The organism is Amycolatopsis sp. NPDC114484 (genome assembly GCF_055633755.1).
Genome location: NZ_JBVKDQ010000001.1, coordinates 285852 through 299115 on the forward strand (window position 1 = coordinate 285852; position 13264 = coordinate 299115).

Annotated in this window: 14 protein-coding genes; 6 read left to right on the forward strand and 8 right to left on the reverse strand. The window is 69.0% G+C overall.

Features of this window, described 5'->3' with window-relative positions:
* The first annotated feature begins 139 nt into the window (after nt 1–139).
* The 4 genes from ACZ7SW_RS01435 (at nt 140) to ACZ7SW_RS01450 (ending at nt 4943) form a co-directional block, all read left to right on the forward strand.
* Entirely contained in the window at nt 140–667 is a 528-nt protein-coding gene (locus ACZ7SW_RS01435; protein ID WP_470228466.1) for a MarR family winged helix-turn-helix transcriptional regulator, read from the forward strand.
* On the forward strand, nt 664–3279 hold the full coding sequence (locus tag ACZ7SW_RS01440) for an MFS transporter (RefSeq protein WP_470228467.1): 2616 nt from the start codon (nt 664–666) through the stop codon (nt 3277–3279). The genes ACZ7SW_RS01435 and ACZ7SW_RS01440 overlap by 4 nt, the downstream gene beginning before the upstream one ends.
* Complete coding sequence (locus ACZ7SW_RS01445; protein ID WP_354740776.1) at nt 3276–4100, forward strand: YceI family protein; 825 nt, start codon at nt 3276–3278, stop codon at nt 4098–4100. The genes ACZ7SW_RS01440 and ACZ7SW_RS01445 overlap by 4 nt, the downstream gene beginning before the upstream one ends.
* Nucleotides 4101–4265: 165 nt before the next feature.
* Complete coding sequence (locus tag ACZ7SW_RS01450; protein WP_470228468.1) at nt 4266–4943, forward strand: DedA family protein; 678 nt, start codon at nt 4266–4268, stop codon at nt 4941–4943.
* A 4-nt stretch (nt 4944–4947) separates the two neighbouring features.
* Here ACZ7SW_RS01450 and ACZ7SW_RS01455 read toward each other — a convergent pair whose 3' ends face one another.
* From ACZ7SW_RS01455 to ACZ7SW_RS01490, 8 genes are all read right to left on the reverse strand, one after another.
* On the reverse strand, nt 4948–5358 hold the full coding sequence (locus ACZ7SW_RS01455; protein WP_101436894.1) for a VOC family protein: 411 nt from the start codon (nt 5356–5358) through the stop codon (nt 4948–4950).
* Nucleotides 5359–5490: 132 nt separating this feature from the next.
* Nucleotides 5491–6234: an SDR family oxidoreductase gene (locus ACZ7SW_RS01460; protein WP_470228469.1), complete on the reverse strand. Its 744-nt coding sequence runs from the start codon at nt 6232–6234 to the stop codon at nt 5491–5493.
* Nucleotides 6235–6244: 10 nt separating this feature from the next.
* A complete protein-coding gene (locus ACZ7SW_RS01465) occupies nt 6245–6766 on the reverse strand; it encodes a hypothetical protein (protein ID WP_470228470.1) in 522 nt (173 codons plus the stop codon).
* A gap of 7 nt (nt 6767–6773) precedes the next feature.
* Nucleotides 6774–7409, reverse strand: coding sequence for a nucleoside/nucleotide kinase family protein (locus ACZ7SW_RS01470; protein WP_116201184.1), 636 nt, complete (start codon nt 7407–7409; stop codon nt 6774–6776).
* Nucleotides 7406–8269 carry a PfkB family carbohydrate kinase gene (locus ACZ7SW_RS01475; protein WP_470229219.1) on the reverse strand — a complete coding sequence of 288 codons (864 nt, stop codon included), beginning with the start codon at nt 8267–8269 and terminating at the stop codon, nt 7406–7408. Before ACZ7SW_RS01475 ends, ACZ7SW_RS01470 begins: the two co-directional genes overlap by 4 nt.
* Nucleotides 8270–8276: 7 nt before the next feature.
* Nucleotides 8277–9098, reverse strand: coding sequence for an ATP-binding cassette domain-containing protein (locus tag ACZ7SW_RS01480; RefSeq protein WP_470228471.1), 822 nt, complete (start codon nt 9096–9098; stop codon nt 8277–8279).
* Complete coding sequence (locus tag ACZ7SW_RS01485) at nt 9095–10084, reverse strand: ABC transporter permease (RefSeq protein ID WP_470228472.1); 990 nt, start codon at nt 10082–10084, stop codon at nt 9095–9097. The genes ACZ7SW_RS01480 and ACZ7SW_RS01485 overlap by 4 nt, the downstream gene beginning before the upstream one ends.
* A complete protein-coding gene (locus tag ACZ7SW_RS01490; RefSeq protein WP_470228473.1) occupies nt 10081–11100 on the reverse strand; it encodes a substrate-binding domain-containing protein in 1020 nt (339 codons plus the stop codon). Before ACZ7SW_RS01490 ends, ACZ7SW_RS01485 begins: the two co-directional genes overlap by 4 nt.
* 130 nt (nt 11101–11230) lie before the next feature.
* On the opposite strand from ACZ7SW_RS01490, the gene ACZ7SW_RS01495 reads away from it, so the two are divergent.
* Nucleotides 11231–12250 carry a LacI family DNA-binding transcriptional regulator gene (locus ACZ7SW_RS01495; protein ID WP_452073657.1) on the forward strand — a complete coding sequence of 340 codons (1020 nt, stop codon included), beginning with the start codon at nt 11231–11233 and terminating at the stop codon, nt 12248–12250.
* A 147-nt stretch (nt 12251–12397) separates the two neighbouring features.
* Entirely contained in the window at nt 12398–13264 is an 867-nt protein-coding gene (locus ACZ7SW_RS01500; protein ID WP_470228474.1) for a LacI family DNA-binding transcriptional regulator, read from the forward strand.

The following is a 13264-nucleotide window of genomic DNA, read 5'->3' on the forward strand; positions in this document are numbered from 1 at the left end:
TGCATGCGGCAACTAAAGTGTCATGTGACACAACCACGGGCCGGCCGCTTGCGAAATACGCCGTACGGGCACACTCTTGCTTGAGGCAACTAGTTGCAGTCGCCAACCAATGGTTTGCTCCACCCCAAGGAAGACCCACATGGCACCTGAGAACTCCGCCGTCAGGCCCGAGGCCGACCTCGACCTTGCCGACCAGCTCGGACACGAGCTGGTCCGGTTCATGCGCTTGATCACCAAGGCGAAGTCACAGGTCGCCAAACACGGGCCGGACGGGATCGAAAGGGCCGCGTACGCGATCCTTTTCTGCCTCGTCCACGAAGGCCCGCAACGCACCAGCAAGCTGGCCGAGTTCCTGCACTCCGAGATCTCCACGATCAGCAGGCAGTCCAGCTCGCTCGTGCAGCACGGACTCGTCGAACGGCAGGCCGACCCCGAGGACGGCCGCGCCTGCTTGCTCGCCCCGACCGCCGAAGGCCTGCGCGTCTTCGACGAAAACCGCAAGCACCGCGCCCGGTGGCTGGCCGACGTGCTCGACGACTGGAGCCAGGAGGAGCGCGAGACGCTCAACAAGCTTCTCACGCGGCTCAACACAGGTATCGAAAAGAACAATCCGTCGCTGTCCGAAATCACGGCGGCGGGACAGGCCAAGGGGGCCTCGAACGCATGACCACCGTTGAAAAGCAACCTCAGTCGCGAGGGGGAGCGCCCGCCGAAGACGGCGAGAGCGGTCCGCGGCTGACTCACCGCCAAATCGTCACGATCATCAGCGGCCTGATGTGCGGCATGTTCCTCGCCGCGCTCGACCAGACGATCGTGGGCACTTCCATCGTCCGGATCGCCAACGACCTGCACGGCTTCGACCTGCAGGCGTGGGCGACCACGGCCTACCTGATCACGTCGACGATCGCCACGCCGATCTACGGCAAGCTTTCCGACATCTACGGCCGCAAGCCGTTCTACCTCGCCGCGATCGCGATCTTCGTCGTCGGTTCGGCGGCGGCGTCGTTCTCGACGTCGATGTACGAACTGGCCGCGTTCCGCGCGGTGCAGGGTCTCGGCGCCGGCGGTCTGATGTCGCTGGCCATGACCATCATCGGCGACGTGGTCCCGCCGCGGGAACGCGCTCGCTACCAGGGGTACTTCCTCGCCGTGTTCGGCACTTCGACCGTGCTCGGCCCGGTGCTCGGCGGCTTCTTCGCCGGCTTCGACAGCCTCGGCGGCCTGCACGGCTGGCGCTGGGTCTTCCTGATCAACGTGCCGATCGGCATCGTCGCGATGTTCGTCGTCGCGAAGGTCCTGAACGTCCCGCACAACCGCCACGACCACAAGATCGACTGGTGGGGCGCGCTCACCATGGTCATCGCCGTGGTCCCGTTCCTGATCGTCGCCGAACAGGGCCAGAAGTGGGGCTGGGGCGACCAGAAGTCGATCTGGATGTACATCATCGGCGGCGTCGGCGTCGTGCTGTTCATCGTCGTCGAGAAACTGATGAAGGACGCCGCGCTGATCCCGTTGCGGCTGTTCAAGAACTCGACCTTCACCGTGGCCATCATCGGCGGCGTGATCGTCGGCGTGGCGATGTTCGGCGCGATCACGATGATCCCGCAGTACCTGCAGGTCGTGCAGGGCTACACGCCGACCGAATCGGGTCTGCTGATGCTGCCGCTGATGGTCGGCATCATGTCCAGCTCGATCATCTCCGGCAAGATCACCTCGAAGACCGGGCGCTACAAGATCTTCCCGGTCGTCGGCACGATCCTGATCGCCGCGGGCGCGTTCTTTTTCGCCATGGTCAAGTACGACACCCCGATCTGGCACCCGCTGGTGGCCGCGCTCATCATCGGCCTCGGCCTCGGCCAGTGCATGCAGACGCTGATCATCGCGGTGCAGAACGCGGGCCCGCGCAAGGACATGGGCGTGTCGACCGCGTCGGCCACGTTCTTCCGCCAGATCGGCGGTACCGCTGGGGTCGCGGTCTTCCTGACGATTCTGTTCAACGTGCTGCCAGGCAACATCACCAAGGCGTTCGGCGGCCACATGCCTCCGGGCGCGGGCGGCCAGATCGGCGACCTGTCGAGCAACACGAGCGTCATCCAGAACCTGCCGGAAGCGGTGCGCACGCCGATCCTGATCGGCTTCACCGAGTCCATCACCACGGTGTTCTGGGTGGCAGGCGGCGTCGCGCTGCTGGCCACGCTGGTGCTGCTGTTCATGAAGGAGATCCCGCTGGCGGGCATGAACCCGGCGGCGGCCGCGGTCGAAGGCGGCGAGGCGCTGCTGGAAGGCCTGGACGAGCCGGTCCCGGCCGCGGAAGAGACCGCGGAGCTGAAGACGGGTTCGCTGTTCGAGGAGGCCCCGAAGGAGCCGGTGCTCGTGGGAGCGGGCGGCAAGCACGCCCTGACCAACGGCCACGGCGACGCGCAGGCGGTGGCTGACGCCCGGCCGATGCCGATCACCAACTCGCTGGCCGACGCGGAACTGGGCATGACCACCGGCGGGGTCCCGGTCACCGGCCACGTGCGCCGCCAGGACGGCAGCCACGTGAGCGCGGCCGCGCTGACCCTGATCGACCAGCAGGGCCGTCAGGTGGCGCGGGCGACCGGCAACGGCGACGGCAGCTACTCGATCCCGACCCAGGGTCCGGGAACGTACGTGCTGATCGTGTCCGCTCCGGGACACCAGCCGCAGGCATCCAGCGTGGTGGTCGGCGGCCACCCGGCGAACCTGGACGTGACGCTCACCGGATCCGGCGAGCTGACCGGCGTGGTCCGTTCGATCGGCACCGCGACCCCGCTGGCCAACGCGACGGTCACGCTGACCGACTCGCGCGGCGAGGTCAACGGCGCGTTCATCACCGCCGAGGACGGCGTCTACACCTTCAGCGGCGTCGGCGCCGGGCAGTACACGCTGGTCGCGAGCGGCCCGCACTACCGCCCGGTCGCGGTCACGCTGACGGTGCCGGACAGCGGCGTGCTTCGCCACGACGTCGAACTCGCCGGCGCGGTGCTGCTCCAGGGCGTCGCGCGCACCGAGGGCGACCGGATCGTGCCGGACGCGCGGATCACCGTGCTCGACGCGAACGGCAACGTCGCGGCGGTGGCCCGCACCGACAGCGAGGGCCGGTACGTGGTCAGCGACCTGCCGATCGGCTCGTACACGGTCGTGGCGAGCGGTTACCCGCCCGCCACCAGCCAGGTGACGCTGAACGATGGCGAGGCGCAGCACGACGTGCGGCTGAGCTACGACCAGGCGCTCGACGAGCTGGTCGACCGGTCATGAGCGGGGGCCTGCGCGCACAGCTGCGCTCGAACGGCGGATGGCCGGTCGAGAACGCGGTGCTCACGGTCACCGACCTCAACGGTCGCCAGGTCGCGCGGCAGGTCACGGACGCGAAGGGGGCAGTGGTCACCGATCCGCTGCCCCCGGGCGTCTACACCGCCGTGATCACCGCGCCGGGGTACACGCCGCTGGCCCGCACCGTGCAGATCGGCTCCGACGGGGCCGGGCTGCTCGGCGACATCGCGCTCGTGCCGGTTTCCGGCGCGGTCGAGCTGCCGCCGGAGGGTCCGTGGACGATCGACCCGATGCACTCGTCGGTGGTCGCCACCGCGCGGCACATGGGCATCGCGAGCATCAAGGTGCGGTTCCCGGACGTGGCCGGGCGGATCGAGGTCGCCCGGCCGGTGGAGCGGTCGACGGTGCACGCCGAGATCAAGGCGGGCAGCATCGAAAGCGGCATCAAGATGCGGGACGACCACCTGCGTTCGGCCGAATTCCTCGACGTCGACGCGTATCCGCTGATCACGTTCGAAAGCACCGGGCTTTCCCAGCTCGGCACGGACAACTGGGCGCTGCGCGGCGTGCTCACGCTGCACGGCGAACGCCGCGACGTCACGCTCGACCTGCGCTACACCGGGCACGGCCCGGACCCGTGGGGCGGCGTGCGTGCCGCGTTCCACGCCGAAACGCAATTGCACCGCAACGATTTCGCGATCAACTACAGCGCGATGGTGCGGGCGGGCGTGGCGGCGATCGGCACGACGGTCAAGGTGGAGCTGGACATCGAGGCGGTGCAGGGCGAGTCCCTGCCGCAGTTCTAGAGAAAACCGCGACAGGCCGCCCGGGAACTGTTCCGGGCGGCCTGTTCGTTGTCCTGGGCGAAAAGGGTGAACAGTCTGGTTACCCCAGGAATACCCAAAGTCACCGAATGCGGAGGATTCGATGGTTGCGTACTGCAGCCGGGCCCAGCCACGTAGGCTCTTCGCGTGAACCTCGACGCCGCCCAGCCCGCGCACGCCGCGGGAATCGGCCTGAGCTGGCTGGACACCGCCGGCCCGGTGCTCGTCTGGGTCATCGTGCTGTCGTTCGTGCTCATCGAATGCGCGCTCATCATCGGGCTCTTCCTGCCCGGCGATTCGCTGCTGTTCGGCGCGGGCGTGGTGCTCGCCCAGCACGGATCGGACCTCAACGCGTGGCTGCTGTCCGCGGCCGCGTTGCTCACCGCCGTGGTCGGCAACCAGATCGGCTACTACATCGGCCGCGGCGCGGGGACCACGCTGATCGCCCGGCGCGGCGGGCGGATGCTCAACCGGCACAACCTCGAACGCGCGCAAGCTTTCCTGGACCGCAAGGGATTCTTCGCGATCGTCGCGGCCAGGTGGATCCCGTGGATCCGCACGCTGGCCCCGCTCATCGCCGGCGCCGCGCGGATGGATTCGCGCCGGTTCCTGCTCGCCACCACTGTCGGCGGGCTGTTGTGGGTGCCGACGCTGGTGCTGCTCGGCTACTACGGCGCGGGTCTGCTCGACGCCATCCCGTGGGTCAAGACCGTCGCACTGTGGGTGAGCATCGCGTTCTTCGTGTTCGGCACCGCCTACGGCGTGCTGCGCTACCGCCAGGAAATGCGGCGTCCGGTCGACGAACCCGACGACGCGCACGCCTGAGCGCTCAGGCCGGGTCGGACCAGACTTCCAGCTGGATGCCGTCCGGATCGCGGAACACGATCACCGCCGAACCTTCGAAGGTCTGCGATTCCGTCGCGGGCAAGTAGGACACGCCGTACTCCCGCAGGCGGTCCTCCCATTCGGCGACCTCGGCGCGGGACGACACCGAGAACGCGACGTGGTCCAGACCAGTGCGTCTTTCGTCGAACGCGGGTCTCTCGGTATCCGGATGCTGGACCAGCACCACGGAGAAACCGTCTCCCGCCGAACGCAGAACTACTTTGCGCACCCCGGTTTCCGGGTCTTCGCGCCGATGGCTTTCCTCGAGGTCGAGCACCCGGACGTACCAGGGAACACTTCGGTCCACATCGGTCACGGTGAGCGCCAGATGGTGCACAGACGTGAGCTTGGGCATGACTTTCGCGGCCGTCCTTTCAACCCCTCGTTCCAGACTCGCACACCGGTACGACCGCCACGGGCGAGTTCACCGAGTTCCGGGGTCAATCGTGATCTGCCCGTCTCCGGGCGTCTCACTGTCCGAGATCGATCAGCGACCGCCGCCGACCTCGAGCACCGAGCCCACCGTGAAGGACGCCTCCGGGGACAGCAGCCACAACACGGCCGTCGCGATCTCTTCCGGCTGGCCCGCGCGTCCGAGCGGGATGCCCGCGCTCAGCCGGTCGAGCCGGTCCGGCATCCCCGCGGCGGCGTGCAATCCGGTCTCGACCAGGCCGGGGGACACCGCGTTGACCCGGATTCCCTCGTCGGCGACTTCCCGCGCGAGGCCGAGGCTGAGCGTGTTGACCGCCGCTTTGGACGCCGCGTAATGCACCCATTCACCCGCTGACCCGTTCCGCGACGCCGTGGACGAGACGTTCACGATCGCTCCGCCAGACCCGCCGTAGCGCGTCGACAGCTGCCGCACCGCCTCGCGGCAGCACAGGAAAACACCGGTGACGTTGATGTCCAGCACGCGGCGCACGATCTCGACGCTCTGCTCGTCGAGCCTGCCCGGAGTGTTGCCGGTGATGCCCGCGTTGTTCACCAGGCCGACCAGCGGGCCCAGCTCGGCCGCCGCCGAAAAAAGGTCGCTGACCTGCTGTTCGTCGGACACGTCGGCGCGGTGCGCAAGCGCTTGCGCACCGTGGGAACGCACCCGCTCGGCGACCTCCTCGGCCGGGGCCGGGTCACCGGAGTAGTTCACCACCACGTCGTAACCGCGGGTCGCGGCCAGTTCGCAGATCGCCGCGCCGATGCCCCGGCTTCCGCCGGTGACGACCAAAACCCCCACAGGTCACTCCTTATGAACGAGGTTTGAGCGGCTCGACGAACTGGGCGTCGAGCCAGCGCATCTGTGCCATCCACATCCACCACGTCGCGTCGTCCGGACAGTGCTGCCCGTCAACCGCCTCGCCGCGCAGCCACGCCCCCAGCAGCGCGGTGATCGCCGTGCACACGTCGAGCAGCGCGCGGCCCCACCACCATTGGTGCATCGGCGTGTGCAGTTCGAGGACGCCGCCGTGCTCCGGCAGCACCGACAACGCCCAGTCCAGCCGGGTCCGGACGTCGGCGAGCACCTGCGGTTCGAGCTGCGGTTCGCTGGTGGTCTCCTGCATCCGCTCGACCAGCAGCGCCAGCCTCGGGTCCGCGGCGGGTTCCGCTGGCTCGGTCAGCCGACGGTCGACCAGCGCCCGCAGCCCGTTCAGGTGCGTGCGCACGAGCGGGACGTACGGCGGGTACAACACGGCGATCCGGGCGTCACCGGCGCGATCCCAGGTGACCGCGCCGGCGTAGGGATCCGTCGTCGCCGGATCGTCGAACATCACCTGTTCAGAGGGCGAAATTCGTCAGCGGCAGGTTCTCGAGCACCAGGTCGGCCCGGTCGCGGGTGTTCGCGATCAGGTCCGCGTTGCGCTGGTCGGAGCCGAGCGCGCGCTGCCGGGCCTCGACCAGCGAACGGCCGTAGCGCCGGTGCCGGGAGACCAGCCGCTCGATCCGCTCCGGCTCGTCCGGGGCGAGGAACCACGCCTCGGTGAGGTACTGCCGCACGCCGCTCCACGGGTCGTCCGGAAGCAGCAGGTAGTTGCCCTCGGTGATGACCAGCTGCACCTCGGGCGCGACCGGGACCGCGCCGGCGATCGGCTCCTCGATCTCGCGACGGAACTCCGGCGCGTACACCGTCTCGCGGCCTTCGGCGAGCCGGCGGATCAGCTGCACGTAGCCAGCCGCGTCGAAGGTGTCCGGCGCGCCCTTGCGGTCGGTGCGGCCGAGCCGCTGCAGTTCGACCTGGGCCAGGTGGAAGCCGTCCATCCCGACGACCGCGGCCCGCGAGCCGAGCGCGTTCGCGATCGCCCAGGCCAGCGTGGTCTTGCCGGAGGCGGGCGCGCCGATGATGCCGAGCACGTGCCGCTCCCGCGGTTTGGCCAGCTTTTCGGCCCGCGCCAGGAGGTCCTCGAACGCCGTCATCGCACTCCTTCTCCTCTGCTCTTCGCCAGTTCCCCGACCGGCCCGGTCCACGAGCGCGGACCCACGTGCCGGACACGTTCCGCGGCCACCGCGTTCGCGTAGCCGATCCAGTCAGGGACCGCGTTGTCCCGTGCCGCCACCGCGTACGCGAGCGCACCGTGCCACACGTCTCCGGCCCCCAGGGTGTCCCGCGCTTCGACGAGCGGCACGGGGACCTGTCCAGAGTCTTCCGTAGTGCTCCAGGCGACCGGCTCCGGGCCCGCCGTCGTGATCGTCACTGACACTCCGCGTTCGGCCAAACTCGGTGCGGGAGCACGGAACCGCGCGGAACAGGCTGCCACGTGGACCAGTGGCAGCAACTGGTCCAGTACCGGTTTCCAGCTGCCCGCGTCGAGGATTACCGGTATCTCGCGGACGCGGGCTTCCTGGGCGACAGCAAGCGCTAGCTCGGGGTGGTGCCCGTCGACGAGGACGGCGGCTACGCGCTCGAAAATCGGGGCGAGGTCAGGCAGTTCCAGCGGTTCGTCGGCGGCGTTGCGGGAGACGACGGTGCGTTCGCCGTCGCCGTCCCGCACCACGACCGCGCTGACCGGCGGTGCCTGGGCACGCGCTGGGGCGAGGTCGACCAGGTCCACGCCGCAGGCTTCGAGGTCCGCGCGGGCGAGCGCGGCCAGCGGGTGGGTACCGAGAGCCGTCACGAGGGTCGCTTCCGCACCGAGCGCCGCGACGGTCACCGCGGCGTTCGTCGCGGGCCCACCGGCCGCGACATCCACCTGCAGCGACTGCACTTTCTCGCTCGGCTCGGGAAATTCCGCGACCCGTTGTACGACATCGACGGTGCACAAACCCGCCAGCAGCACTCGCACGTCAGGTCAACCCGGCGTGCGTGGTGGACGCGACCTCGACGACCTCGCCGTTGTCGTCAAGCTTCAACGCACCCGTGAGCAGGCCGACGACCTGGTTCATGCTGTGCGTCTTCGGCGACACGACCGCGACCCGCTTGCCAAGCCGGTGCACGTGGATCCGGTCGGCGATTTCGAAGACGTGCGGCATGTTGTGGCTGATCAGCACCACCGGCAGGCCGCGGTCGCGGATCCGGCCGATCAGCTCCAGCACCTTCGCGGATTCCGCGACGCCCAACGCGGCCGTCGGCTCGTCCATGATCACCGCTTTGGTGCCGAACGCCGCCGCGCGCGCCACCGCGACGCCTTGCCGCTGCCCGCCGGAAAGCGTTTCCACCAGCTGCGAAATGGATTTGACCTTGATCCCGAGGTCGTCCAGGATCCGCTGCGCCTCGGTGCGCATGGTCGCGGTGTCGAGCTTGCGCAACCCGATGCCGAACGGGCCCTTCAGCCGCTTTTCCCGGCCGAGGAACATGTTCGACGCGATGTCCAGCGCCGGCGCGACCGCCAGATCCTGGTACACCGTCTCGATTCCGTAGTGCCGGGCGTCCAAAGGGGACTTGAAGTGGACCGTCTTGCCGTCCACTTTGATCTCCCCGGCGTCCGGCACCACCGCGCCGGACAACGCCTTGATGAGACTGGACTTTCCGGCCCCGTTGTCGCCGACCACGGCGAGCACTTCGCCGGGGTAGAGGTCGAAATCGGCGCCGTCGATGGCGGTGACCCGGCCGTAGCGCTTCACCAGGCCGCGCGCGGAAAGGGTCGGCTGCTGCTGCGTAGTGGTCATGACTGCTGCTGCCTCCGTGCGATCCGGTCCACGACCACCGCGGCGATCAGCAACGCGCCGGTCGCCAGGTCCTGGTAGTTGCCGTCCACGCCCATCTGCGTCAGCCCCGAGCGCAGCACGGCGACGACCAGCGCGCCGAACAGCGTGCCCAGCACCGAACCGCGACCGCCGAACAGGCTTGTGCCGCCCAGCACCACCGCGGTGATCGAGTCGAGGTTGCCGAGCTGGAACTGGTTCGGGTCGGCGTTCGGCGTGCGGCCCAGCGCCTGCCACGCGGCGATGCCGAAGCACAGACCGGCGACCAGGTAGACCGACAGCACGGTGCGGTTGACCTTGATCCCGGACAGCCGCGCGGACTCCGGCGCGTTGCCGACGGCGTAAACGTGCTTGCCCCACGCGGTTTTCGTGAGCGCGTACCAGACGGCGAGGAACATGAGCAGCGCGAGCGTCATGCCGTAGGTGATCGGGATGCCGCCGAAGAGGTACCGCTTCGTGCCGAGCCAGGTGAGCAGCCCGTCGGACACCGGGACCGCCTGGCCGCCCGCGATCAGCTTCGCCACCGCGGTCAGGCCGGTGAACGTGCCGAGCGTGATGATGAAGGCGGGCAACTTGATCCGCGTCGCCAGGGTGCCGATGAACAGGCCGACGACGACGGTCAGCACGACCCCGGCCAGCAGCGCGAAGAAAACGTTCGTGACCGCCGCCAGTTTCGCCATCACCAGCGTCGCCACGACCATCGACGACGCGTTGGAGAGGTCGATACCCGCGATCAGGATGATCAGCGTCTGGCCGAGCGCGAGCGTGCCGACCACCAGTGACTGCTGGACCACTGTGGACAGATTGTCGAGGTCGAAAAAGGTGTCCGTGGCAAAGGAAAACACCACGATCGCCACGACCAGCGCCAGCGCCGGGCCGACCGCCGGGGCACGCAGGAAGAACTCGCCGAGCGTCTCGCGCTCGCGGTTGTTGACCGTCGCGCTCGTCATTTCCCGCCTCCCCAGCAGTTCTGCAGACCCCAGGCGGTGTCTTTGCTCGGCACACCCGGCATCGGGTGGTCGGTGATCGCGGTCGAGCCAGTGTTCACGAACCCGCTCGGCTTCTTCCCGGTCTTCGCGTAGTCGACCGCCGCGAGTACGCCCTGCTCGGCCATCTTCCGCGGGAACTGCATCACGGTGACGGCGAACTGGCCGGCCTTGACGTTCTGCACGCCTTCGCAACCGCCGTCGATCGAGCCGACGGTGAGCTGGCCGTTGAGCCCACGTGCCTTCAGCGCCGCGTACGCACCGCGGCCCATCGGCTCGTTCATCGTGTACACCGCGTTGATGTCGGTGGTGCGCTGCAGGAGGTTCTCCATGCCCTGCTGGGCGAGGCTCTGGTCGCCGTTGGCGGCGGTGTGCCCCTTGATCTCCGGCGCGCCGTCCTTGAGCCCGATGCCCTTGAGGAACCCGCCGTGCCGCTGGGTGTCGACCGAACTTCCCGCGGTGCCGTCGACCATCAGGAGCTTCGGGCCGGTGCCCTTCAGCGCCGCCTTGACGTACGCGCCCTGCTGCTCGCCTGCCGCGAAGTTGTCGGTGGCGAAGGTGGCGTCGACCGCGTCCGGCGGTTCGGTGGCGGTGTCGAGGGCGATCACCAGGATGCCGGCGTCGCGGGCGTCCTTGATGGCCTTGAGCACGCCGGTCGAAGAACTCGGGGTGATCAGGATGGTGTTGACGCCCTGCTGCATCAGGTTCTCGATGGCGCGTACCTGACCGTCGTTGTCGCCGTCGAACTGCCCGGCGAGCGCGCTGAAGTCAGCGCCGTTGGCCTTGGCCGCGGCAGCTGCGGCATTGCGCAGTTCGACGAAGTACGGGTTGGTGTCGGTCTTCGTGACGAGGCCGACCTTGGCCTTGCCGCTCCCGCCGGTTTTGGAGCTGCCGCCCCAGTGGCGTTCGACGGTGCACCCGGCGGTGGAGACCGCGACAGCGGCCGCCAAAGCGAGTGCGGTGAGACTCCGGTGTCTCATGGAGATGCCCTCCGAATCGAGGTGCGAGCTTGCCGATGGACGGGAAGGTAGACAGACTCGGGGGCTGACGCAAGCGTTTGCGCAAACGCTTGCCGACGCTTCTGGTTGAGCTCTCTTGGTGAGGACAGACATGCCGCGACCCCGCTCCGCCCGCCCGACCCAGCGCGACATCGCCGAAATGGCGGGCGTGTCGATCACGACGGTGTCCCACGTCGTCAACGGCACGCGGGCGGTGGCCGAGGAGACGAAAGCCGCGGTGCTGCGGGCGATCGAGACCACCGGGTACACCGGCGACGCGATCGCGCGTTCGCTGGTCACCGGGGGTACGCGGTCCATTGGGATGGCGATCTCGCTGGTCGCGAACCCGTACTTCGCGGCGCTGATGCACGCGATCGAGCGAGAGGCGTCGGCAAACGGATACACCGTGCTGCTGGCGGACACGCACGACACCGCGGGCACCGAACGGGACGTGGTGCGCGCGCTGCGGTCGCGGCGGGTCGACGGCCTGCTGATCACCCCCGCGCCCGGCGACGGGTCGGTGCTCGGCGAACTGGTGTCGCTCGACGTGCCGACCGTGCTGATGGACCGGCTCACCACCCGGACCGACATCGACCAGGTCGGCGCGGAGAACATCCAGGCGACCTCGGCGCTGACCGCGCATCTGGCGTCGCTGGGCCATCGCCGGATCGGGATGATCTCCGGCGCGCCTGGCCTCACGACAAGCGACGAACGCGTCCTGGGCTACCGGCTCGGCCTCGGCCGGTCCGGGTTGAGCTGGTCGCCTGATTTGGTCGCGTGCGGACAGTCCTCACGCGACGGTGGCGGCCTGGCGTTGAGCACCCTGCTGGCGCTGCCGGACCCGCCGACCGCACTGGTGGTCGCGAACGACAGCATGATGGTCGGCGTCCTGCACGAGGCGCGGCGACGAGGTCTGCGGATCGGCCAGGACCTGCCCGTGGTGGTTTACGACGACGTCGAATGGGCCGATCTCGTGGACCCGCCGCTGACGACCATGGCCCAGCCGATCGACGAGATCGGCCGCCGCGCGGTGCAGCTGCTGCTGGCTCGACTGGCGGATCCCGGACGGCCCGCCGAAACTGTGCGGTTGCCGCCGACGTTGCGGCACCGGGCTTCCTGCGGGTGCGCGTAGCCCCCGGTCTTGACTGCCCGGCGTAACCAAGCACGTGCTTCGTTCACTCACCTCAGTGATTCTCGGGACCCGATCGTCTCGGACCCTCTCTTAGGTGGCCCAACAGTGGCTACTGTTGGGTAGGTACCGACGACGAGGGCCGGGAAAATGACCGTTCTGGCGCCGGAGGTCTCCCACTGGGACCTGCCGGTCACCCATCGGTTCGGGGTGGCATTGGGGAGGCACGCCAGCCCGTACCACGACCAGCTGCTGCGTGCCATCCGCGGCGCTGCCGCGCGGGCGGGTTGCGACCTGCTGCTGGCCGACACCAGCGACTGTCCGCGCGAGGAAGCCGAAGTGCTGCGCGCACTGCAGGCGGATCGGGTCGACGGCGTGCTGCTGGTGCCAGCCCCCGGCGACGAGGCTGTCGTGAACGGGCTCGTGCGGACCGGCGTGCCCACCGTGCTGGTCGACCGGATCGCCGGGCGCAACGACGTCGACCAGGTCGGTTCGGAGAACTTCCAGGCCATGTCCGCGCTGGTCGAGCACCTGGCCGCGCGACGGCACCGGCGGATCGCGCTGATCACCGGGACCGAGGGGACCACCGTCACCGAAGAACGTGCGCTGGGTTACCGGCTTGGCCTAGGCCGTGCGGGCCTGCGCTACCACCCAGAACTGGTCGCCTCCGGCCTATCCACCGCCGGCGGCGCGGCTCGGGCCGCGGCCAAACTCCTGGACGGCTGGCCTTCGCCGACTGCTCTGGTCGTCGCTGGCGAAGCGATGCTGATCGGCGTGCAGTGGGAAGCGCACCGGCGCGGAATCCGGATCGGGTCGGAGCTGGCAGTCGTCGGTTACGGCGATATGGACTGGGCGCGCACGGTTTCCCCCGGCGTGACGACGATGGCGCAACCGATCTCGGAAATCGGCCGCCGGGCGGTGCAGTTGCTGCTGGCGCGCTGCCGGGAGCCGGAACGCCGGCCGGAGTCCGTCCGTCTCGCGCCGCGTTTCCTGCACCGCGCTTCGTGCGGCTGCTGA